Here is a 22,947-nt window from a genome sequence, read left to right on the forward strand (position 1 = left end):
CTGGGATATCGACTTATCGTATATCTAGAATACTGCTCTTAAGTTGCAGCAGTGTGGCTTGGCTATGTAGCCTGTAGACCATAATAATTGATATGACACCGATGAGTGCAAAGCCCCAAATCGCCCACAGTACGTAGTCATAACCACCCATTTGCCAGATCAAAGATCCAATGTAAGGTGACGTCGCAAAAGCTAGCAGATACGGCACCGCGAGTGCACCAGCGATAGCGCCAAAATTGAGGTCGCCCATCACTTCTCTAGTAACGAGTGGTTTGACGATACTCAACACTCCGTATGCAGACCCCTGGAGCAGAACGAACACAAATACTAAATAGGTCACACTGGATGATGCGATTAAGCACAACGTGGCGGTAGTGACAGACACAAAACACAGAACTGTAATTTTCATCACTGACCAGTGTCTGTCAACGAGCGTCCAAGCGACTCGTCCGGCAACCTGCATCGGACCGATTAAGGAAATGACAAGCACTGCTAGGCTATCTGGCAGTGCCCGCTCACTCATTAATGGGAGTAGGTGATTTATTACCACACCATGAGTTAGAGCTAACATCGAAAATCCGCAATCCGCATGTGAGCAGCCAAAACAACGGAGATGTCAGAAAATGAGTGGCACTCTCTATTTTGTCTGTAGAAGTAGGAGAGGTGCTTGCTGTACTGCTCGCTAGGTAGTCTCTCGCCACAGCTCGTGACCCAAAGAACATTAGAGGACCCGCAACGATAATGACGCATATTGAGAATATCTGCAGAGTTGACTCGATCCCAAAATGTTCGTGAAGATAATGCACCGAGGGGAAGCAAATGGTGCTGGCGAAACCTGCCATCAAGGTAATCAGAGTAATCGCTCGTTTGGCACCCGCCTTCATGCAATGAACCAAAAATGCAAAACATGGCTCATATAAGCAACCGGCCATGGCGAGTCCCATGATTGACCATAGAATATAGAATGAAAAGAGAGTGTCAGCGACACTAATGAGATAGAGAAGAATGCCTCCTGCTGTCGCAGACATTGTCATCATTATTGAACCGTAACCTCGGTCGATAATGCGCCCTGCAAAGGGTGCTACGATCGCGGATACCCCAACGGCAAGCGTTAGAGCTAGTGTGAGATCCGATCTTGACCAACCGTATGCTGACTCCCAGTGTAGCAAGGTTGCAGGGAACACATAATACAAGCAACACCACAACATCGTTTGCCCAAGTGCTAATAACCAAACTGCCTTTTTCATATCTCTACAATTCTAGATTTGTCGAATTTGAATAATAAGCCTAGTACATGACAGAAATAAGATGGCGGTTATAGAAATGGTTAAAGATGTTTTACTTCGATAGAGTGATGATTAAAACCAATACTCCTAGCAACCTTTAGTAAGGCTAGTTGGGTTTTGAACGCTCTTGGCTTTTGCGTTCGAGCAGTTTCTAGAAAGCTATTAATGCCCCATTTATGGCTTTTCACCATAAGGTAGTATTCATCCCTGTTGGGTGAAAGGACGGCAACAGCGCACTCTAGGTCTCCCGATTGAAAGTGGTGCCTTAATTCCCTTAGCAGCATAAGACCTCCTTACAGTGATTAAAAAAGGGAGCGAATTTGCTCCCTTTGGAATAGGATTAAGGATTAAAGGAAAGCGCGATACGGCAGCTCTGGATCATTCTTAAAGATGTCTGCAAAGCCACGGAAGTGTTGATAGTGCATACGTCCTTTGTCTGTTGGGTAAGTGTACTTACCGCCGACTTGCCAGAAGAATGGTGCGAAGCCATATTGAAGGCGCTCTTTCTTCATGTTCCACAGCATTTCAATTTCGCGTGGGTCGTTTTGGAAGTTCGCCCAAATATCGTGGTGGAATGGCACAACGACTTCACAATTTAGTGATTCAGCTGCACGAAGAATGTCCGAAGAAGTCATTTTATCTGTGACGCCTCGTGGGTTTTCGCCGTATGACAGCAACGCTACATCGATTTTATGGTCGTTACCATGTTTTGCGTAGTAGTTAGAGTAGTGAGAATCACCAGAGTGGTAAACTGAGCCGCCCGTTGTTTCTACGAGATAGTTAACTGCGCGGTCATCCATTCCATCGAGAATCTCTTTATCTAAAGATGATGTGCCTTCTGGTAAGGTAACGAGAGCGGTACGGTCAAATGCATCTAGCACCTTGATGTTGACATCTTTGATTTGAATTTCATCACCGACTTTTGCAATAACGCAGCGATCTGCTGGTACACCCCATTTCATCCATAGGTCAACGCACGCTTTTGGCCCGATGAATTTCACGTGTTCACCGCAGTTCTGAAGTACCGCCGCGGCGACATTGATATCAATATGGTCACCATGGTCGTGCGATGCCATAACCGCGTCAATTTCTTTGATTGCAAATGGGTCGAGAGGGAAGATCGCGGTGCGCAGATTAGGCTGAAGTGCTTCCACGCCACCCATACGCATCATCTGGTGTTGGTTTTTCATTTTTTGAACCGCTTGGGTCTTTTTACCAGTACCACACCAGAAGTCCATCGATAGATTTGCACCACCTTCTGACTTTAGCCAGATGCCAGTACAGCCTAACCACCACATTGAGAAAGTGTTCGGTGCAACAACGGTTTGCTCAATCTCTTCATTTAGCCAAGTACCCCACTCAGGGAATGTGTTTAGGATCCAAGACTCGCGAGTGATTTCGTTTACATTGCTCATGTTAATACCTTTTATTTCACAAATTTGATTAATTTTGGATGTAGGGAGCCGAGCGCCTTAATTTTTGACTAAGGCACTGAGCTGAAATTTATAATTGTTCGAGGGCGAGAAAGCCCGTTCGAATTAAACCAAGATGACTTGTGTTCCTTGAGCTTCAATTCGTTTTACGACATCGGGGTCGGCGTCTTTGCCCGTAATGACGATGTCGATTTGTTTGGTGTTGCAAAACAGCATGCCTGTACGCTGACCAACTTTAGAGCTATCCACAACAACAACCAGCTTATCGATTTGTTCCAACATCTGTTGCTCAGCAACAGCGGTCAACATATCCGCTTTATATAAGCCTGCATCGGTTAGCCCTTTGCCAGAGGTAAACATCCAGTTTCCAGCGTAGCCACCCAGTGAATTGGGGGTTGGATTAAGGAAGATGTTTTGCGCTTTGTTGTATTGACCACCAATGATGATCACATCGTTATGGTCTTCATTGATTAGGTAGCTAGCGAGTGGAAAGTAGTTGGTGACAATTTGAACATCTTCGCCACACAGCTGTTGTCCGAGTAGAAACGCAGTAGAACCACAGTTAATGACCACAGTGTCACCTGTTTTACAAAGCGATGCTGCAGCGTGTGCTATTTGCGCTTTCTCTTCATAAAAATCAGTACTGTTGATATTAAGTGGTGACCACTTTCTCTTCTGATTCTCTATTTTTTCTGCACCGTTTCGTACTTTTCGAAGCTTACCAAGCTCGTCTAATTTAGCGATGTCCCGTCGAGCAGTCGCCGGGGAAACACTAAAATTATCAATAATATGAGAGACATTTATTGTCTGCATTTCTTCGAGTAACGATAGGATACCGTTGTGTCTTTGTACTTCATTCATATTTATCACTTCATTGGTTTTCGTGACAACTTCTTGATTACTTGTGAGTCTAATAATCACGATAATGATTGTCAAACGGTCACGATCAAAAAACGAGACATTTATCACCTTATTTATTAAGTGATTGATTTTAATGATTTTTATGTTTTTGGGTGTGATCCGTTACTCAATTAACCATATTGCAATGATGGATAATTGATATAAATCAAACTAATCACAAGTGAGCATTGAATGACTACTTTTGATTGTTAAAGTTAGTCCCGTGAGCAAAACAACAAATCACTGAATCCTACAAATCATTAAAATTACAAATTACATTAAGGGTAAAGATATGGAGTTCCTATACGACATCTTCTATATTTTTTACAGTCAGGTTATGACCAAAGCACCACTGCTGCTTGGTATCGTGACTTGCCTCGGTTACATCCTCCTCAAACGTGACGCAACAACCGTGATCGCTGGATCAATTAAAACCATCGTCGGTTTTATGATTGTTCAAGTGGGCGCAGGTACTCTGGTTGCTGGCTTTAAGCCAGTGATTGAAAAAATGAGTGAAATTCATGGGTTAACTGGTTCGGTTATTGACCCATATACCTCTATGATGGCCACCATGGAAACCATGGGAGACAATTACTCCTGGGTTGGGTATGCCGTACTAATGGCTTTGGGTATCAACATACTATTGGTAGCCTTTAGACGAATCACAGGTATACGTACTATCATGCTTACGGGACATATCATGTTCCAACAAGCTGGCCTAATCGCTGTATTCTATTTTGTGCTTGGCGCGAGCATGTGGGAAACCATCATTTACTCGGCGATATTAATGGCGCTTTATTGGGGTATTTCCTCAAACATCATGTTCAAGCCAACGCAGGAAGTGACGGGTGGCGCAGGTTTCTCTATTGGTCACCAGCAGCAGTTTGCTTCTTGGGTCGCGACAAAGGTAGCACCTAAGTTAGGTGATAAGAACGACAGCGTAGACCACATTAATCTTCCAAAGTGGCTTCACATCTTCCACGACAGTATCGCAGCGACAACCCTGGTAATGACGGCATTCTTCGGCATTATCCTACTTTCTTTTGGTCTCGATAATCTGCAGGACATGGCAGGTAAAACTCACTGGCTAATCTATATCTTTGAGACTGGACTGAAATTTGCGGTTGCGATTCAAGTTATCGTAACGGGTGTTCGTATGTTTGTGGCAGAGCTGTCAGAGGCATTCAACGGCATATCTCAACGCCTCATCCCAAATGCAGTATTGGCTATTGATTGTGCGGCTATCTACGCTTACTCACCAAACGCAATGGTATTTGGTTTCCTATGGGGTGCCGTCGGTCAATTCGTGGCAGTGCTCGCGATGTTGGCATTCGACGCACCTATCATGATTATTCCTGGCTTCATCCCAATGTTCTTCTCCAACGCAACGATTGGTGTATTCGCTAACCACTTTGGTGGCTGGAAAGCGGTGATGAAGATCTGTTTCGTCATGGGCATTATCGAAGTTGTGGGCTCTGCCTGGGCAATTCATATCTTTGCACAATCAGGCACTGAGTTTAACGGCTGGATGGGCATGGCTGACTGGGCGCTGGTATTCCCTCCAATTATGCAAGGTATCTCAACGTCTGGCATGTTCTTCTTTGTTGTTGTTGCACTTGCGGGTGTCTATATGTACTTCGCATCAAAAGCTCTGCGAGCAGAAGAAGATGGCGAAGCCGCACGTGCTGAGACTATGACAGCTGTGACACCAGAAGGAGTTGAGGTTGAGGTAGAAGTTCCTGCGAAATCTTCAGCGGTGGCAGAAGCTCCTCAAGCGAGCAGTGCAAGTGAACATAAACCAGTACGCGTTCTAGTTTGCTGCGGCTCTGGTCAAGGTTCTTCTATGATGTGCTCGAAGAAGATTAAAGAGTTCCTTGATAAGAAAGGGGTGCCAGCCACGACATTCAACAGTGCGATTACGGACTATAAATCACATCTAGGGTCGTTTGACATTATCGTCACTTCTGTCGCTTTAGCAGAGAAAATCAGCAACCTTCCGGAAGGTAAGCAACAGTTGGCAGTCAAGAATATGATCATGGTGAAAACCTTTGGTGACGAACTGATTTCTATCATCGAAAACCACTTCCATAAATAAAAATGAGCTCAGTAGCCTAACTACTGAGCCTAATAATAAAACGCTAGTAACGAAACAAATAAGTGAGCAGAAATATGAACTTAAAAGAGTCTTTGATTAATAACAACTCAATCCAACTTAATGTGAAAGCGACAGACTGGCAGTCAGCAATAAAAATCGGTACTGACGCCTTAGTTAAAGCTGGTGTTGCAGAAGAGCGTTATTACGATGCGATCATCGAGGCGATTTCGACAGAGGGTCCTTACATCTGCATCCATGACGCGTTTGCACTGCCACATTGTCGTCCAGAAGATGGCGTTATCAAAACTGGCTTTGCGTTGACCGTTCTTGAGACACCCATCGTCTTTGATGGTGTTGACGAACCCGTTGATGTCCTTATTACTTTGGCTGGCAAAGACTCTGAAGAGCACATTGAAGGCACAATGCAGGTCGCAAATCTCATTGAATTTGATGAAGATTTTTCCAAGCTGCGCGCCTGTAAAACACCAGAAGATGTTGCAAACCTAATTGATATGGCGCTTACCGAAGCAGAAGCAGCTTAAGGAGTCGATATGTCTATATATAGCCAGTTGAAACAGCGTGTTTTAGAAGCGAACTTGCAGCTTCCGAAGTACGGTTTAGTGACATTTACATGGGGTAATGTTTCTGAGTTTGACCGTGAAAATGGTGTGATAGCCATCAAGCCATCTGGCGTTGAATACAGCGACATGACGGCAGAAGACATAGTGGTTGTGGACATAGACGGTAATGTCGTTGAAGGGAATCTCAATCCATCAAGCGACACGGCGACACACCTTGAGCTGTATAAGGCTTTTCCAGAAATTGGTGGCATTGTCCACACGCACTCGCGTAGCGCGACGATCTGGGCGCAAGCTGGCATTGATATTCCCGCATTGGGAACGACTCATGCTGACTATTTTTATGGTGATATTCCTTGTACTCGCAAATTGTCCAACCGTGAAATATCAGAAGAGTATGAGAAGAATACTGGGCTTGTAATCATTGAAGAGTTTGTTCAACGCAGCATTGAACCGATGGCAGTACCTAGTGTGATTGTCGCAGGACATGCTCCTTTTTCTTGGGGTAAAGATGCGAATGATGCGGTCCACAATGCGGTAGTTCTAGAGGAAGTTTCCGCTATGGCACTAGCGACACGCTCGCTCAATAGCGGCATTAAGATTCAGCCAGAGCTCTCGGACAAACATTACCTTCGTAAGCACGGTGAAAATGCTTATTACGGTCAGCATTAATTGGCTCGCTAAGGAGAGGATATGTATCAAGTACTCGCGCTAGATCTAGACGGGACGGTGTTGACGGACGACCACACTATCCACCCTGAAGTGAAACAAGCGATACATGAGGCTAAACAACATTGTCATGTGATGATAGTCACTGGTAGGCACCATACAGCCGCTAGGCCTTACTACTACGAGCTTGGATTAGATACGCCAATCATTTGTTGTAATGGGACCTATGTCTATGACTACAAAACAGAAACGGTGCTGACTCACAATGCCATTGAGCACCAACATGCGCTCAAATTTATTGAGCTTGCTGATGAACACAAGCTCAAGATGGTGATGTACATCACCGATGCAATGACGTATTCCAACTATAACCCATTTGAGTACATGTTGGTGTTGGAAGAGTGGGCAGAGCAAGCTCCTGAGCGCCATCGCCCTAATATTTACCGAGTGGATTCGTTTACCGATACCGCGAGACAGACAGACTATGTGTGGAAGTTTGTCGTTGAGGGTGAGCAAGCTTCAGTCGATAGGTTAATGCAAACGCCATGGGTGACGGAGCACTTCAACGGTGAGCGCTCTTGGTCAAACCGGATCGATTTTGCTGCTAAGGGAAATAGCAAAGGGCGACGGTTGGCGGAGTATGTGAGTAGCTTAGGGTTTGTCCCGTCTCAAGTCATCGCTATTGGAGACAATCACAATGATATTTCAATGCTCCAGTATGCGGGGTTGGGTGTTGCGATGAAAAACGCAGATGACATCGTGAAGCTGAATGCTCAAGCCATATGTAAAACAGATAACAATCAAGATGGACTTGCCCATCTAATACGTGAACAAATTAAAGGATAAAACCATGACTAAACCAATGATTCAGATTGCGCTAGACCAAACTGACCTTACAACTGCAATCGAAGTGGCTAACAACGTTCAAAGTTATGTTGATGTCATTGAGGTTGGAACTATTCTAGCGTTTGCTGAAGGGATGAAAGCCGTTTCTACGCTACGCAAAAACCACCCAGACCATATTCTAGTGTGTGACATGAAGACCACAGATGGCGGAGCAATCTTGGCTCGTATGGCATTTGAGGCTGGCGCTGATTGGATCACGGTATCGGCAGCGGCACATATCGCAACTATTGATGCATGTAAAAAAGTTGCAGACGAGTTTAACGGCGAAATTCAAATCGAGATCTATGGTAACTGGACTATGGAAGATGCGCAGGCATGGGTCGATCTCGGTATCACGCAAGCTATCTACCATCGCTCTCGAGATGCAGAACTGGCAGGTGTCGGCTGGACTGAAGAAGACCTAGTTAAGATGCGTGCTCTGTCTGAGCTTGGCATTGAGCTCTCGATCACTGGCGGTATTGTTCCGGAGGATTTGTACTTGTTCGAAGGCATCAAAGCAAAAACGTTCATTGCTGGTCGCGCCCTAGCTGGTGAGAAGGGACAAGAAACCGCTGAGGCACTGAAAGCGCAAATTAATCGTTATTGGAGCTAGGTATGTACCAAAATTTATTGCGTCATCGTGTTGGGTTGTACGAGAAGGCCTTGCCCAATAACCTTAGCTGGGAAGATAAGCTAAAAACGACCAAAGAGTTAGGCTTTGATTTTCTAGAAATATCGGTTGATGAATCCGACGAAAAACGCAGCCGCCTGGATTGGATCGATGAGGAAATATATGGGCTTCGCCATCTATGTGAAGCATATCAAGTGCCTCTACAGTCGATGTGCCTGAGCGCTCATCGTAAGTTTCCATTTGGCTCAGCGGATCCTCAAGTACGCGAACAAGCGGTGATGCATATGGAGAAAGCCATTGCACTCGCTTACAAGCTGGGAATTCGAACCATTCAACTGGCTGGTTATGACGTTTACTATGAGCCTGCGGACAATGCGACTCATCAGCGTTTTATAGAAGGCATGAAGCTATCTGCTCAGTTAGCGGAGCGAGCAGGTGTGATGTTGGCCGTTGAAATTATGGATACGGACTACCTAAATTCGTTGAGTAAATTTGAAGTATTAAGTCGAGAGATTAACTCGCCTTACTTCACCGCATACCCCGACGTTGGTAATATCTCGGGTTGGAACTATGACATCGTCACTGAACTTAAGTTAAGTAAACCGAGAATCACACAGATTCACTTAAAGGATACTTACCGAGTCACCCCGGAGTATAAGGGACAGTTCCGAGATCTCGTTATTGGCGAAGGCGAAGTGGATTTCAATGCGATATTTAAAACACTGAAACAAACGGAATGCGTAGTGCCATTAGTAATCGAAATGTGGGCTCATGATGAGAAGTGGAAAGACAACATTCTCAAAGCTCAGAGTAAATTGAATGAAGTGTGTCGTCAGACAGATATGATGCCTTTGTTTGAGCACTAACGAATAAAGCTAGAGGATTGCTTGTCAGGTCACTCGGGCTTAGCCATTACAACGGTTGGTGTCAGAACTAAGATGCTCCAGTTTTGACACCTAATCGGCAACCTTCTGAGCCCCCCAGATGAGTTGCATGTATCGCGGGAATGAAACCTAACCTAAAAGAAAAGATTCATTGCGCTACCAGCAAGGACTAGATGCTAGATTGCGATGGTAATGTGGTCTCGACCTACTTTTGCCATCTCCATCAGAACGTCAGTGTGGTACTTTTTCTTCACCGTTACTCGAGTGCCGATTTCACTCGCAATCTTGATGATTTCAAGTGCGTCATTAGGGTGTAGTGATGAATCTTTTGAAATCTCGATATTTACCCCAAGTTTTACGAGTTCAATAGCGTCGGTTGAATGCATGATAGTTCTCTCAATTTATAATTTTCGATGACTATAGCATTATCATTTTATGCAACTCCACCAAGTTTCTGCTAAATCTCATGTTTCTCATCTCAAATTTGATTTTTATCTATGTATTGAATCGTTGTTATTGAATGATCGTCTCTGCGTCCTATTATTGCCTTTTCGACATTTGGATGTACGAGATTTAACCGCAATAATTCCCAAAGGGTTTCTGTTGTCCGCCTATACTTTCAAAGCATTGGCTTGAAGGAGAAATATATGGACAGCGATGATGTTCAAAAGGTCAAAGATTTGCTTATAGCAACCAAGTATGGCGTATCAGCATCTGAGATGCCCATCATTATTCAAGTGCCGCAGGAGAGAGGACTAGCCATTATCAAACAGCTCATTGCCGACGGTGAGGATGTACAGGCGTTAGGCGAAGGGGAAAATCCAGAGGAGCTGGTGCTGTACTCTATAGGCAGCATTGATGACAGTATTGCTCAGTACGAGTAGGCAGTACTATGACTGCCTTTATTATCTAGGGTAACTCACGATATTGTGGAATATTGCCTCTTCTGATACCGCTTCATAGCCATGCGGTTGGTCACTGTAAAAACGCAAACTTTCACCGGCATTTAGTAAGTGCCACTCTTGGTCAAAGAATATCTGCACTTGGCCACTTATCACATGCACATGCTCAATAACGCCCACACTGTGTGGGCTAGACACTTGTTGATGATGCCCGGACAAAGTGATCTCAAAGACCTCAATGCCAGTGTCTTCCTGAAAAGGAAACAGGGGCTTTACCTTCATTCTGGGATCGTCAGGAAAAAGCCGTTCGGGAGTCTGCAAGCTCGGTTCATTGGCAAAAAAAGCCGAAAAAGAGGTATCAAGGCCGCTGGCGATCTTCCATAGCGTCGCGATCGTCGGGCTCGATTCTTCTCGCTCTATTTGTCCAAGCATGGCTTTGGATACGCCTGTGAGCTTGGACGTTGCATCTAGGCTCAATTTCTTCTTCTTTCGCTCTGATTTTAGATGCTGGGCGATCTCAGACTTAAATTTGGAGTCTTGCATTTGGCTTTGTCCTGTTGTGCGTTATAGCGCACGGTGCTATCTTTATTTTGTGCGTTATTACGCACAGATGGAGTTACTATACAGAAAGGGATGACAATGAGCCAAAATATTTCTACGTTGCACCACATAACAGCGGGCTTTACGGCGGTGCTCGTCGGTTATACCAGTTCGGTGGTGATCATATTGCAAGCTGCAACATCAGCAGGCGCTTCGCCCGAGCAAATAGAGAGTTGGTTGCTCGCTCTTGGTGTAACGATGGGAATAACGTCGATAGGTTTCTCATGGTTTTACAAAATACCGATTTTAACTGCGTGGTCGACGCCGGGTGCTGCGATATTGGTAAGCTCAGCCACGCAATATGACATGCCTGCTTTGATAGGCGCCTTTGTAGTTTCTGGTCTAATGATTGTTATTACTGGCCTCGTACCTCCCCTGTCTCGAGCGCTGCAACGTATTCCAACTCCTCTCGCTACCGCTATGCTCGGTGCAATTTTGTTACCATTCTGCGTTCGCGCATTTGAGCCAGCAATGACGACACCCTATGTTTTTGTATGGATGTTTCTCACTTTTATCGTGAGTAAGCGCTTTGTGCCCAAGTACACTATGCTGCTTTTGCTTGTCGTCGGTTGCGCTCTGGCTTTTTCTGCTGATGGTGGATCGATGTCAAACCCAGAGCTAGCCATTGCCCAAGCGAGTTGGGTTACGCCTACGTTTGATAGGTCAGCGATCCTAAATATTTCTATTCCGCTTTATATCGTGACCATGCTGTCTCAAAACCTGCCTGGCGTGGCGATGATGAAGAGCTACCAATATGAGACGCCAGTAAAATCGGTACTGATAGGGACGGGTATTGCCAACGTGCTATCCGCTCCTTTCGGTGGGTTTAGCGTCAATCTCGCTGCCATTTCCGCAGCGATTTGTATGAATGACGATGTCGATAGTGATAAGAACAAACGATACCGGGCAGTGATTTGGGCGGGTGTGTTTTATCTCGTTGCTGGGCTACTAGCATCGAGTGTTGTGTCGATATTTTTGGCGTTCCCGAAGGAAATAACTCATATGCTAGCCGGCTTTGCATTGCTCGGAACCCTGATGATGTGTTTGCAAAGTGCGTTTGATTCGCCAGACTACCGTGAGCCCGCTTTGTTAGTGCTGGTGGTCACGTTATCGGGCGTGACGATTTTGGGTATTAATGCGACCTTGTGGGGGCTTATTGCAGGTTGGTTGTATTCAGTGCTTCTTTGTAGCTCTGATAAAAAAGGCCACTAAGTGGCCTCTGATTATCAGGAGTAGCAGTGGGGGATTGCTGTACTCAAAATGTACGAGCTAGAGTCTACCCTGGCTGCGGCACATAATGATTTTGTCTTCTACCACTTTCGCCATAGCAGCTTTTGGTAGCTCGTTATAAACACGAGGGTCGTTAACGCCTGGTTGTTCTTTAAGCACCACTTTTAGTGCATCTGAATAAGCAATTTTAAGCTCTGTCGCCACGTTCACTTTAGCGATGCCCAGGTCGATGCAGCGTTGTACATCACGGCTAGCAACACCTGACGCTCCATGAAGGACGAGCGGGATATCAATCAGAGAAGCAATCTTTTCTAGGCGCTCAAAATCGAGTTTTGGCTCTTCTTTGTACATACCGTGGGCGGTACCGATGGCAATGGCAAGCGAGTCGACATCGGTTTGCTCTACAAGCAGTTTGGCATCTTCAGGGTGTGTATATGGGTCATTGACCGACTCAACGATAAGATCGTCTTCTTGACCAACAAGCTGACCAATTTCCGCCTCAACAGAACAGCCATAAGCGTGACAAATTTGCACCGCTTCACGGGTTAGTGCGATGTTTTCTTGCAGTGGCAGTGCACTTCCATCAATCATGGCAGAGCGAATACCGAGTCTTACCTTTTCACGAATGTCGTTAAGATCATGGTGGTGGTCAAGGTGCACCACGACTTGCATGTTACGCTCTTTTGCTGCGGCATTCACCATGTGAAGAAGTTCGCGAGAGCCGCCGTAGCCGTAGGTGCCAGGTGTACCCGCAAGAATGACCGGAGATTCCAACGACTTCGCGGTATCTAAAATAACCTGCACGGTTTCTAGGTTGTGGAAGTTGAACGCTGGGATTGCATAGCCATCGCGTCGTGCTTGTCGTAACCAGTAATTGCTATTGATAATATTATTCATCTTCTTGACCCCAGCTAAGTAAAATTTTGCCTGACATTGGTTGTGTTGGTAGTTGTGAAACGCGAGTGATGTACATATCTGGCTCGTAGATACCATCGAGTAATACGTTGGTGTTAACCTTGCCCTCAGAGAACAGTTGGCAAGCGATATCCCACTCTTCTCCCGGGTATGGGTAGGAGTAGTTCATCCAGCTACCGACAATCGATAGCTCCTTGCGAAGCACTTTTTCGTAGTCTTTGTAAGCAATATTGAAATCTTTATGGATGGTGCCAACCAGATAGATGCAAGCTCGAGGACCAGCGATATTTAGGCTGAGCATAAAGGTTTCAGGTACACCCGCGAGCTCAATGATCATCTGATTCTGAGTTGATGAAGAGAGCTCAGTAAACTCAGCCATTTGTTCGCTATTGAGAGAGTTAACGGTACGGTCAGACCCTAATCGACGCGCTGTTTCGAGCTTGTCATCACAAATATCAATGGTGGTCACTGATGCTGCGCCTAACGCTTTTGCGACTTGTAGTGTGAGTAGACCAATTGTGCCCGCACCAACAATGACAACATGCTTATCTTTGCAGCCGCCTGCCATGACGATGGGATGAAGGCCGACGGTGATGGGCTCAAAAAATGCGCCTTCAACCAAGGAAACTGTGTTTGGAAGTTTGAAACAGCACTTTTGTGGGATAGCAACGTAATGTGCGTTACCGCCTTGACGGCGAGAGCCCACGAAAGAGTAGTGTTTGCAAAGGGAGTACAACCCTTTCTTACAGACATCACACTCTTGGCAAGGAACAAGTGGCGCACAGCAAACACTGTCCCCTTTTGTGTATTTTTCAACATCTTGGCCAACAGCAACGACTTTGCCTGAGAACTCATGGCCGAGCGTAATGGGGTAGAAGTGTGCGCCTTTGTCGAACACTCGAGGGACATCTGAGCCACAAAGGCCGGAGTAGTACACCTCGACCAACACTTCGTCTGCGCCTATTTCTGGCATGTCGTAGGCTGTCAGTTGGAGTACTTGGTTCTCCACGACTTCGACATGATGATTCATATTCATAGTTTTTACTCGCAACGACACCCACATCAAAAAGTGTGTAGGTCTTACTTAACGTCTTAAATGTGAAAGAGTGAAGGGCTGGCAGGTTGCCCTGCCAGCGAATTGGATTAAGCGTTAGCTTCTGTTAGCGCTTCTTTCTCTTGTTGGACTTGCTTTTCGTATTGCTTAGCACGAGACCATGTCATAGCTACTGCGACTGAGTAGATACCACCGATAATGATGAGGCCGCCTAAGTTTTCCAGTCTGAACAGCTCAATCAAGATATAAGTGATTGGTGCGCCGCCTTGGTCCATAGAACCGATTAGGTTGCTGCCTGTTACGTGACCTGTTGTCTGACCTAGTTTGGTTAGGAATGGGATGGTTTGCGTCGCAATCCAAAGCGTTCCTGCCATGATAATAGAGCCAGAAATGATGGTTCTAAATAGGTTACCACTGTGAACCGCTACACCCATTGCCACAAAGAAGCCGATTGTTGCTAAGTCACCAAATGGTAGAATCGCGTTACCTGGTAGCAGTACAGCAATGAAAATAGTCAATGGAATAAACATTAGACTTGCTGATACTACGTTGGTTTGACCAAGCAGTAGTGCTGGGTCTAGACCGATCAAGTAGTCATCACCACCAAATTTGCTTTGTAGACGAGCACGAGCTTGCTTCGCAATTGGGTTCAGACCATCCATGATTGGTTTGATAACGCGAGGCATCAATAACATCACCGCGGCGGTTTTCACTGCCAATTGCAGCACGTTCTGTAGGTCGTAACCTGCTAGCAAACCAATCGCTAGACCCATGATGAAGCCAACCACTACCGGCTCACCGAATGCACCGAATTTTTTCTGAATGCCATCAGTAGAGAAGTGGATATTGCGAAGACCAGGGATCTTTTCAATGATTGCGTCAACCATGACCGCAATAGGGCCACAGTAAGCTGATGTGCCATGTGGAACCGCAATGCCGTCTAGGCCAAAGTAGTTTTTAGTATCTCTTGCGAACCAATCACCGAGTTTGTAAGCGAATGCAGCGTGGACGATAACGCCAACAATACCTAGCATGTAGCTGTCGGTTGCCATGTGAACCATCGCACCAGTAAAAGTCATGTGCCAGATGTTCCAGATATCCACGTTTACTACGCGAGTCATCTTAGATACCAGCATGAGAATGTTGACTGCGATAGCAATTGGAATGGCAATTAGCGCCATCTCACTTGCCCAGGTAATCGGAGCGGTGCCTGGCCAGCCAAGGTCGACAACGCTTAGTTCAATACCGAAGTTAGCGGTCATCTCTTGTGCTGCAGGACCAATTGACTCCAACATCAAGCCGATGACGAGACCAATACCGACAAAACCAATACCAATATGAAGGCCTGACTTAAACGCATCGCCGAGCTTCATTCCGAATGCCATTGAGAAAATCATAATCACAATCGGCAGCATTACTGTTGGCCCGAGATCGAGCACATATCTGATAATTTCGTTTAACATAGTAGGGTATTCCTTTAGTCTCTCGATGGCACGCTGTTTGAGAACGGTGCCATTGAACAGGGATAATTAAAGAACAACAGCCAGCATTTTTTCTTTTAGTTCGTCTGCGCCCACACCTGAGATAAATGGCATGCCGTGGAACAGAGGAATGTCGCCAAACGTGCGATCCACTTTTGCAGTGGTACAGATAAAGGAGACCTCATCGCAGATGTAGGTATCGATCTCGTTAACGCGGCATTGAACAATTTCGATATCCACGTTGTGTTCTTCACACAGATCTTTGATTTCTTCTGCTGCCATGGTTGAGGTTGCTACTGCACCGCCACACGCTACAATCACTTTTTTCATGCTACTTCCTTATCTTTGTTTAATATTTTCGAACTGAATGTGGCCGTCATTGCTTCAATCGATGGCGCGTTTTTGAGTTCGTTAAAAAATGCTTCGTCCTGCAATGATGTGAACAAGGCACGTAATAGCTGCATTTGTTCCGCAGGGTCTGTAACCACAAGGGCGATAATTAGCTCTGCGATCAGCTCACCATCATCATCGGCTCTTTCGAAAGGGATCCCCTGAGATGGTTTAATTAAATAGACGCAAGGTTTGTTCGCATGTGATGCGTCGCAGTGGGGAATTGCCACTGCACCAAAACCTAGATCAATGCCTGTTGGGAAAATCGATTCACGCTCGTGAATCGCAGCGTGATAGCTCTCCTTTACAAATCCTTCGCCTGTTAAGAAGTCACTTAGGTGGTCGAGTACTTCTTTGTTTGTCTTTAGGTCAACATCGGTGTTTACCAAAAGTTGAGTTTCTATCATTTTCTTAACCTTTCGTTTTGCTTCGGAGTGATCATAAACAAAACCTTCGAATAAAAAAGCGATCTGCCGCACGTTTCGTTAACTTACGAAAATAAACAGAAATTAACGAAGACATTCGTAAGTTTTGTTGGTATGTTTCGGGGTATTCGTTTAATTAAGTTGCAAACTCGAAAGTGTGAATGGCTTTCGTTTTCGATGAGGTAAGTTATGAAACAGATCGTTGGTTTACATAAAACAAACAATAATATAGGCGTATATTCAGTATGTTCCGCTCACCCTTTGGTGATTGAGGCGACATTTCGTTACGAACTTGATAATTCGTTGCCCGTAGTAATTGAGGCAACATCGAATCAAGTGAACCAATTTGGCGGTTACACAGGGATGAAGCCAAAGGATTTCGTAAGTTACGTTTACGAGATCGCAAATGAAGTCGGCTTTCCGATAGAGAGAATCATCCTTGGCGGTGATCATTTAGGCCCTAATTGCTGGCAAAACGAAACCTCTGTTCAAGCGATGGAAAAATCACGCGAATTAATCAAGCAGTATGTTGAGGCGGGCTTTACTAAGATTCACCTCGATGCCTCAATGTCATGCTCCGATGACAGCGTACCTTTAGAGCCTTCGGTCGTTGCGAAGCGAGCGGCTGAGCTTTGTGCTGTGGCAGAAGAATTTGTACCAGCAGAGACCAGAGATAAGATCACTTATATTATTGGCACGGAAGTACCAGTGCCTGGCGGTGAAGCTTCCGAGATTGATACGGTTCATGTCACTGAACTTGCCGATGTACGCCATACCATAGATACCCATGTAACGGCCTTTGAAGCGCTAGGTATTGGCCATGTGATCGATAAGGTTGTCGGTGTTGTGGTTCAACCGGGCGTAGAGTTTGACCATAGTAAAGTCATTCGCTATCAAAAATCGGCCGCAGCAGAGATTTCACACTATATCGAAGACACGCCTTGGATTTACGAAGCGCACTCTACGGATTACCAAACAGCCAAGCATCTAAAAGATCTCGTTCAGACTCACTTTTCGATTTTGAAAGTAGGACCTGCTCTGACGTTTGCCCTGCGTGAAGCTTTGTTTGCTCTTGCTGAAATTGAAACCTGTTTGGTGAAATCTGAGCACAACAGTCAGTTTAAGAAAGTGGTCGATGATGTACTACTAGATACACCAAAGTACTGGAAGTCTTACTACGGCGAGAAGCATTCCGATATCATCAATAATCTGCATTTTAGCTTTTCAGATCGCATTCGCTATTACTGGACGGATGAACGTATTCAAGCGGCTCAGAGCCGTTTGATAGAGAACCTGAATAAGGTTGAGATTCCTCTGACTATGCTCAGCCAATACATGCCAAATCAATATATTAAAGTAAGCTCCGGAGAGATTGAAGCAAAGGCTCCTGCGCTGATAATCGACAAGATCCAAGAGGTCATCGGCCAGTATTCATCGGCCTGTCAATAATCTGATATCGAGGGACGAAGCGCTTAGGCGCTTCGTTTGTTGTTGAGTGTTAAGGATGGGTCCTATGAATGTCACTTTAAGAAGAAAGAAGATACTGGATTTACTCTGTGCACAAGGGACGGTTGAGGTGAAAGCCCTCGCAGAAGAGTTGAATACGTCTCATGTCACGGTCAGAAATGACCTCACTAGTCTCGAAAAAGAAGGAAAACTCGAGCGTTTTTTTGGTGGAGCGGCTTTGCCGGCCTTGATGAGAATGCCTGTCGCCTCTCAAAATGGTTTAGACCGCGAGCTTGCCGTTAATCAGCGTTACCAGATTAATGATGAAGCCAAGCGAAAAATTGCTGCAAAAGCGGCTGAGTTAGTCGTGTCCAACTCGACCATCATTATCGATAGTGGCAGTACTACCCACCTGCTTGCTCAGGCACTGGCAGATACTGGCAATGTCACGGTGATCACCAACAATCTAGCCGCTGCTTCCACATTGGCCGGGATTGGCTCTATTACGCTCGCGATTAGTGGCGGTGTATATCGTAATGTCTCTCAGTCGATCCATGGACACAAAGCGGAAGAGTTTTTTGACGGTGTGTACGCGGATATCGCGTTTATTGGCGCGGATGGCCTAGACCCAAAGAAAGGAGTGACGACGTTCAATGAAGGCTATAACGTCACACAAACGATGGCGAAGTGTGCTAAAACGGTGGTGATTTTAGCGGACTCTTCTAAACTATCGCGCTCTGGTTTTAATCAAGTGCTGTTGCCTGAGCAGATAGACATGCTGATTACCGATAGCGGCATTTCGAGTGAGGATATGGCGCGATTCCGTTCTCAAGGCATCCACGTTGTTGCCGTTTAGTGCATGCTATTTTAGACGATGAGATAGCAAGCCCTATGGAGCAAATCTATAGGGCCATTGCCTAAATAAAACAATAGTAAGCTTTATACTACAACGACTTGGACACCACACTGCTCAAATCGAGTTTTATCTTCTGAGCTAATACCTTCATCAATCACAAGCACATCAATACGTGCGATATCCAGTACCTGATTGAACCCGATTCGACCGAGTTTTGTTGAGTCGACAACCGCAATTACTTTCTTGACGCACTTTGCCATGACATCAGTAATTGCGTAGCCCTCGTTGAATGTTGTAATCCCTTTTTCAGGATCAAGACCATCAGCCCCTACGACTAATATGTCGGCCTGAACACCATCTAAGCATTGTTCAGCACGAAAGCCGTGCAAAGATTTGGTTTTGTTGCGGTACGTACCGCCGATGACAACCAGAGTGGTATTTTCTGCATCCATAAGAGATACGCAAGCCGCCAGGTTATTGGTAATGATGGTGTTGCCACCGCGAACGGCAAGTTGCTCGGCCACAAGGTGTGTGGTGCTGCCGCTATCGAGAATGACGGTGTCTGATGGGGCAATCATTGCCGCTGCGGCTTCGGCGATTTTGTGTTTTGACGCGCCATTGATTTCATAACGACGGTCAATTTGTACTTCGTTATCGATTTGCGATAACGGCAGATGTTTGATGGATTGTGCTCCGCCAAAGAAGCGCTTAAGCTTGCCTTCTTGCTCTAGAGCTTTCAAATCAGCACGTAAGGTAACCTCAGACGTATTAAGTGTGACGGCCATGTCTTTGACAAGCACCTGACCATGCTCGTTCAATGACTGAAGGATAGTCTCTCTACGTTCTAGCTGATTCATCACAACTCCTTTATATTCTTTCGTATTCTTTCAATTTCGATAGTATAACCTTGTTATTATTTTTGTATACCACTTATGTACTAACAGCGTATTGATTAAAAAGTAAATAAAAAGTCGAAGCTTAGATCGTATTCTCGGTGTTTTCCTACTTTTTTACCGAACTCCATTCGAAAGTTCAGTTAGAAAAGTCGTATGGTCGATTTGCGACTGCTTTCGAGATTTCTAACTGTATATTTAGATTGAACGTTATGCTGTTTTGAGGTGCGCGATAGACTTGTTGTCCAGTGCGCCACTTAATCGAGTGAGTAACAAAGCTAGGATCACAATCGCTGCGCCAACCCAAGGGGTATGCATGAGTCCTGCTTTTGCGACGATGTGACCACCACCCCAAGAGCCAAGGGCAATGCCAACGTTGAAGGCTGCGATATTTAGGCCTGAAGCGACGTCGATACCATCAGGTGCATATTTCTCGGCAAGTTTTACCACGTAAACTTGTAAGCCTGGGACATTACCGAAGGCAAAGGCACCCCAAACTAGAATAGTGATAACAGCGGCAATCGGGTTTACTGCGGTAAAGTTAAATACCAATAGAATGCCCGCCAAGCCGGCAAAGATAATGGTCAGCGCCTTGATTGGCCCCATAGAGTCCGCCATCTTGCCACCCCAGATGTTGCCCACAGCAACGGATACGCCGTACACCAACATGATTAGGCTCACTGCACTCGATTCAAAACCTGACACCTGCTCCAAGATAGGGGCTAGATAAGTGAAAGCGGTGAAGGTGCCGCCATAGCCGAGGGCGGTGATCGCATAGACAAGCAACAAGCGTGGTTGCGCCAATACCTTGAGCTGAGCAGAGAGTTTTGCTGCCGGTGGTTGCTTAAGATTATTTGGTACTAGGAATGCACTGCCAATCAGCGCGATGAGACCCAATACAGCCACCACCAAGAAAGTAGTTTGCCAGCCAAAAGTTTGTCCAATGTAGGTACCAAGAGGCACGCCAGTGACAAGTGCCACGGTGAGACCGGTAAACATGATCGCAATCGCACTGGCTGCTTTCTGTTTCGAAACTAGTCCGGTTGCAATGGTCGACCCAATCGAGAAGAACACGCCGTGAGCAAGACCTGTCAGTATGCGCGCTAGAACAAGTGTATTGTAGCCAGGCGCTTGCCAAGCTAAGAGATTACCCGCAACAAACAAACTCATCACAGCAAGCAAAACATATTTACGCTTCCAGTTACCGGTTAAAGCAGTGAGCACGGGTGCACCAACAGCAACACCAAGCGCGTATAAGCTGACTAATAAACCTGCTGAAGGCAGTGATACGCCCAGATCAGCGGCCATAGTTGGTATTAACCCAACAATAACGAACTCTGTTGTGCCGATGGCAAAGGCACTGAGAGTTAATGCAAAAAGTGCAATAGGCATTGTATTTCTCCAATAATTTGCAGTTGCTGATTAAAGACGTGAACTGCTTTCGTTTTGTTAAGCGCATTATTGAAGAAAGTTGAATTGTAAAAAACAGCAGTTGTTACAAATGATTTTTGCCAGTTTTGCAAAGGTGGTTCAGGTGAGGTTACTAAAAGTTAACTACTTGAAGTTATAGAGAACTCGACCCACAATCTAAAGCGATCAGACAATGTGTGCTAAGGAGTGAGTAAGTCTACATCGGTAAAACTTAAAGCGGGCGATGCGTTTCCATCACTACGAGCGACCTTCTTGGATGGTACATCGGTAACTCTTGGAGAGCCCCAAGGCGGTTTAACGTGGCAAGCGGTATTCGTTTATCGCGGCAAACACTGCCCTTTGTGTACGAAATACCTCAATGAGCTGGAGTCTTACAAACAGGCATTTGCAGATGCGGGTGTAGATATTCTGGCAGTGTCAGGAGATTCGAAAGCGCAGCTAGAACAGCATTTAGAAAAGCTCGATGTGAGCTTCCCACTGGCTTATGGTGTGACGGAAGAGCAAATGAAGCAGCTTGGCGTCTATATTTCATTGCCTCGCTCAGAGCAGGAAACTGACCACAATTTTGCAGAGCCTGGGCTTTTTGTGGTGAATGAACACGGTAACTTACATGTCGTCGATATCTCAAACAACCCGTTTGTTAGGCCAGAATTAGGCGCGTTATCTCGCGGCCTCGCTTGGATCCGAGACCCGAATAACCACTATCCAATTCGTGGAACGCTAGATTACTAATTTCCCTGTACGAGAGATGAAGCAAAGGGGAGCATCATGCTCCCCTTTGTGGTTCAGGTGTTTGTATTACGAGCGGATTTGAATGTCGTAGGTCTCAGACCATACGCGTAGATCATCAAGTATTTTCAGCGCAGTGCGGCCAAACTCAGTCAGCTCGTAGCTTACGGCAATGGGCCTGTCACTGATGACCTTACGGTCTACCATGCCTTCGAGTTCAAGCTCTTTCAGTCTCTGGTCGACCATTTTCTTACTGGCACCACCTAAAAGGCGCGTTAGGTCATTAAAGCGCACCGGGCCATCTTTGAGATGATAAATAATCGAGCCTTTCCACTTCCCACCAATCAGGCGCATGCCTTTCTCTATTGCACAGGGCTCTGAACAGGCATTTTTAACAGACTTTCGGCCACGATTATCAACTTTGATCTGGCTTTCCATGATAGAGCTCCTAGGTCACCAAATGGTAACTGGTTGAAACAGATATTTAGGTCACCATAATATACCTAGTCACTAAAATTTCAATAAAAGAAAGCATCAACAAAGAGAAAGTCATTATGAGCCAAACAATCAAATTGGATGTAGTATCGGACGTGGTGTGCCCATGGTGCATTATCGGCTACAAGCGCTTGGAACAAGCGATTCGAGAGCTGGGTATTGAGGATCGTATCGAACTTGAATGGCAGCCGTTTGAACTCAATCCCCATATGCCATTGGAAGGTCAAAACCTGCGAGAGCACTTAGCAGAAAAATATGGAACAACGAAAGAAGACAGCATTCGCGCTCGCGAGCAACTGACCCAGTTAGGTCAAGAGGTTGGGTTCACCTTTGACTACAGCGATGAGATGAGAATGCTCAACACCTTTGAGGCGCATATTTTGCTTGAATATGCGAAAGAGCAAGGTAAACAAACAGACTTGAAACTCCGCCTGTTCAGTGCGTTCTTCGGAGAGGGAAAAGATATCAGCAATCGTGACGTGCTGGCGAATGAACTTGCTGCGGTGGGGCTAGACAGTGGAAGTGCAATTGCGCGTCTTGATGAGCCAAGTGCACGCCTTGAAGTCCAGCAAGCGGAAGATACTTGGAAGAATTTGGGAATCAGTTCGGTGCCAACGGTGGTGTTTAATCGTCAAAGTGCATTGACAGGGGCGCAGCCGGTAGAGGTGTATAGGCAGGTATTGCAAGAGTTGCTTGCTCAATAAGTAGCGGGCTAAATGAACTGAAAGGGTCAGGCATT

General features: G+C 45.7%; 26 protein-coding genes. 12 read left to right on the forward strand and 14 right to left on the reverse strand.

Annotation, left to right across the window (positions count from 1 at the left end; genetic code table 11):
- Window positions 1–13: 13 nt before the first annotated feature.
- The 4 genes from PG915_RS19600 to ulaR all read right to left on the reverse strand — a co-directional run bounded on the left by PG915_RS19600 (window position 14) and on the right by ulaR (window position 3,580).
- Window positions 14–571: a hypothetical protein gene (locus PG915_RS19600; RefSeq protein ID WP_353500077.1), complete on the reverse strand. Its 558-nt coding sequence runs from the start codon at window positions 569–571 to the stop codon at window positions 14–16.
- Complete coding sequence (locus PG915_RS19605; protein ID WP_353500078.1) at window positions 516–1,247, reverse strand: MFS transporter; 732 nt, start codon at window positions 1,245–1,247, stop codon at window positions 516–518. Before PG915_RS19605 ends, PG915_RS19600 begins: the two co-directional genes overlap by 56 nt.
- Window positions 1,248–1,633: 386 nt before the next feature.
- Entirely contained in the window at window positions 1,634–2,701 is a 1,068-nt protein-coding gene (ulaG, locus tag PG915_RS19610) for an L-ascorbate 6-phosphate lactonase (protein WP_353500079.1), read from the reverse strand.
- Between the two features lie 123 nt (window positions 2,702–2,824).
- Entirely contained in the window at window positions 2,825–3,580 is a 756-nt protein-coding gene (gene ulaR / locus PG915_RS19615; RefSeq protein ID WP_353500080.1) for an HTH-type transcriptional regulator UlaR, read from the reverse strand.
- Between the two features lie 331 nt (window positions 3,581–3,911).
- Between ulaR and PG915_RS19620 the strand changes: the two genes are divergently transcribed.
- The 6 genes from PG915_RS19620 to PG915_RS19645 all read left to right on the forward strand — a co-directional run bounded on the left by PG915_RS19620 (window position 3,912) and on the right by PG915_RS19645 (window position 9,343).
- Complete coding sequence (locus PG915_RS19620) at window positions 3,912–5,714, forward strand: PTS ascorbate-specific subunit IIBC (protein ID WP_353500081.1); 1,803 nt, start codon at window positions 3,912–3,914, stop codon at window positions 5,712–5,714.
- A gap of 74 nt (window positions 5,715–5,788) precedes the next feature.
- A complete protein-coding gene (locus PG915_RS19625) occupies window positions 5,789–6,256 on the forward strand; it encodes a PTS sugar transporter subunit IIA (protein ID WP_353500082.1) in 468 nt (155 codons plus the stop codon).
- A gap of 15 nt (window positions 6,257–6,271) precedes the next feature.
- Window positions 6,272–6,964, forward strand: coding sequence for an L-ribulose-5-phosphate 4-epimerase (locus PG915_RS19630; RefSeq protein ID WP_353500171.1), 693 nt, complete (start codon window positions 6,272–6,274; stop codon window positions 6,962–6,964).
- A 21-nt stretch (window positions 6,965–6,985) separates the two neighbouring features.
- Window positions 6,986–7,807: a pyridoxal phosphatase gene (locus tag PG915_RS19635; protein WP_353500083.1), complete on the forward strand. Its 822-nt coding sequence runs from the start codon at window positions 6,986–6,988 to the stop codon at window positions 7,805–7,807.
- A gap of 4 nt (window positions 7,808–7,811) precedes the next feature.
- Window positions 7,812–8,459, forward strand: a complete 648-nt coding sequence (locus PG915_RS19640) for a 3-keto-L-gulonate-6-phosphate decarboxylase UlaD (protein ID WP_353500084.1) — start codon at window positions 7,812–7,814, stop codon at window positions 8,457–8,459.
- Between the two features lie 2 nt (window positions 8,460–8,461).
- A complete protein-coding gene (locus tag PG915_RS19645) occupies window positions 8,462–9,343 on the forward strand; it encodes an L-ribulose-5-phosphate 3-epimerase (protein ID WP_353500085.1) in 882 nt (293 codons plus the stop codon).
- A gap of 194 nt (window positions 9,344–9,537) precedes the next feature.
- On the opposite strand, the gene PG915_RS19650 is transcribed toward PG915_RS19645, so the two are convergent.
- Window positions 9,538–9,747 carry a hypothetical protein gene (locus PG915_RS19650; protein ID WP_353500086.1) on the reverse strand — a complete coding sequence of 70 codons (210 nt, stop codon included), beginning with the start codon at window positions 9,745–9,747 and terminating at the stop codon, window positions 9,538–9,540.
- 261 nt (window positions 9,748–10,008) lie between these two features.
- Between PG915_RS19650 and PG915_RS19655 the strand changes: the two genes are divergently transcribed.
- Window positions 10,009–10,245 carry a hypothetical protein gene (locus tag PG915_RS19655; RefSeq protein WP_353500087.1) on the forward strand — a complete coding sequence of 79 codons (237 nt, stop codon included), beginning with the start codon at window positions 10,009–10,011 and terminating at the stop codon, window positions 10,243–10,245.
- A gap of 21 nt (window positions 10,246–10,266) precedes the next feature.
- Here the strand turns inward: PG915_RS19655 and PG915_RS19660 are convergent, their stop codons facing one another.
- Window positions 10,267–10,806, reverse strand: a complete 540-nt coding sequence (locus tag PG915_RS19660; RefSeq protein ID WP_353500088.1) for a helix-turn-helix domain-containing protein — start codon at window positions 10,804–10,806, stop codon at window positions 10,267–10,269.
- Window positions 10,807–10,902: 96 nt separating this feature from the next.
- Between PG915_RS19660 and PG915_RS19665 the strand changes: the two genes are divergently transcribed.
- Entirely contained in the window at window positions 10,903–12,075 is a 1,173-nt protein-coding gene (locus PG915_RS19665) for a benzoate/H(+) symporter BenE family transporter (RefSeq protein ID WP_418642670.1), read from the forward strand.
- A gap of 57 nt (window positions 12,076–12,132) precedes the next feature.
- On the opposite strand, the gene gatY is transcribed toward PG915_RS19665, so the two are convergent.
- The 5 genes from gatY to gatA all read right to left on the reverse strand — a co-directional run bounded on the left by gatY (window position 12,133) and on the right by gatA (window position 16,340).
- Window positions 12,133–12,990 carry a tagatose-bisphosphate aldolase subunit GatY gene (gene gatY / locus PG915_RS19670; protein ID WP_353500089.1) on the reverse strand — a complete coding sequence of 286 codons (858 nt, stop codon included), beginning with the start codon at window positions 12,988–12,990 and terminating at the stop codon, window positions 12,133–12,135.
- Complete coding sequence (locus tag PG915_RS19675; protein ID WP_353500090.1) at window positions 12,983–14,044, reverse strand: alcohol dehydrogenase catalytic domain-containing protein; 1,062 nt, start codon at window positions 14,042–14,044, stop codon at window positions 12,983–12,985. Before PG915_RS19675 ends, gatY begins: the two co-directional genes overlap by 8 nt.
- Window positions 14,045–14,151: 107 nt before the next feature.
- Window positions 14,152–15,525 (reverse strand): PTS galactitol transporter subunit IIC, encoded by a 1,374-nt coding sequence (locus PG915_RS19680; protein ID WP_353500091.1) that lies wholly within the window; start codon window positions 15,523–15,525, stop codon window positions 14,152–14,154.
- A gap of 66 nt (window positions 15,526–15,591) precedes the next feature.
- Window positions 15,592–15,873, reverse strand: coding sequence for a PTS galactitol transporter subunit IIB (gene gatB, locus PG915_RS19685; RefSeq protein WP_042499917.1), 282 nt, complete (start codon window positions 15,871–15,873; stop codon window positions 15,592–15,594).
- Window positions 15,870–16,340 carry a PTS galactitol transporter subunit IIA gene (gatA, locus tag PG915_RS19690; protein ID WP_353500092.1) on the reverse strand — a complete coding sequence of 157 codons (471 nt, stop codon included), beginning with the start codon at window positions 16,338–16,340 and terminating at the stop codon, window positions 15,870–15,872. The genes gatB and gatA overlap by 4 nt, the downstream gene beginning before the upstream one ends.
- Window positions 16,341–16,547: 207 nt before the next feature.
- On the opposite strand from gatA, the gene gatZ reads away from it, so the two are divergent.
- Window positions 16,548–17,807: a tagatose-bisphosphate aldolase subunit GatZ gene (gene gatZ / locus PG915_RS19695; protein WP_353500093.1), complete on the forward strand. Its 1,260-nt coding sequence runs from the start codon at window positions 16,548–16,550 to the stop codon at window positions 17,805–17,807.
- Window positions 17,808–17,871: 64 nt separating this feature from the next.
- Complete coding sequence (locus PG915_RS19700; protein ID WP_353500094.1) at window positions 17,872–18,660, forward strand: DeoR/GlpR family DNA-binding transcription regulator; 789 nt, start codon at window positions 17,872–17,874, stop codon at window positions 18,658–18,660.
- Window positions 18,661–18,743: 83 nt separating this feature from the next.
- Here the strand turns inward: PG915_RS19700 and PG915_RS19705 are convergent, their stop codons facing one another.
- Complete coding sequence (locus PG915_RS19705; protein ID WP_353500095.1) at window positions 18,744–19,517, reverse strand: DeoR/GlpR family DNA-binding transcription regulator; 774 nt, start codon at window positions 19,515–19,517, stop codon at window positions 18,744–18,746.
- A gap of 246 nt (window positions 19,518–19,763) precedes the next feature.
- Window positions 19,764–20,945, reverse strand: coding sequence for an MFS transporter (locus PG915_RS19710; RefSeq protein WP_353500096.1), 1,182 nt, complete (start codon window positions 20,943–20,945; stop codon window positions 19,764–19,766).
- Window positions 20,946–21,170: 225 nt separating this feature from the next.
- Here PG915_RS19710 and PG915_RS19715 point away from each other — a divergent pair, with 225 nt between their 5' ends.
- On the forward strand, window positions 21,171–21,716 hold the full coding sequence (locus PG915_RS19715; RefSeq protein ID WP_353500097.1) for a peroxiredoxin family protein: 546 nt from the start codon (window positions 21,171–21,173) through the stop codon (window positions 21,714–21,716).
- A gap of 66 nt (window positions 21,717–21,782) precedes the next feature.
- Here the strand turns inward: PG915_RS19715 and PG915_RS19720 are convergent, their stop codons facing one another.
- Window positions 21,783–22,151, reverse strand: a complete 369-nt coding sequence (locus tag PG915_RS19720) for a winged helix-turn-helix transcriptional regulator (RefSeq protein WP_353500098.1) — start codon at window positions 22,149–22,151, stop codon at window positions 21,783–21,785.
- A 116-nt stretch (window positions 22,152–22,267) separates the two neighbouring features.
- On the opposite strand from PG915_RS19720, the gene PG915_RS19725 reads away from it, so the two are divergent.
- Window positions 22,268–22,912, forward strand: a complete 645-nt coding sequence (locus PG915_RS19725) for a DsbA family oxidoreductase (protein WP_353500099.1) — start codon at window positions 22,268–22,270, stop codon at window positions 22,910–22,912.
- The last annotated feature ends 35 nt before the right edge of the window (window positions 22,913–22,947 follow it).

The sequence above is a fragment of the Vibrio sp. CB1-14 genome, from assembly GCF_040412085.2.
GTDB lineage: Bacteria > Pseudomonadota > Gammaproteobacteria > Enterobacterales > Vibrionaceae > Vibrio > Vibrio chaetopteri.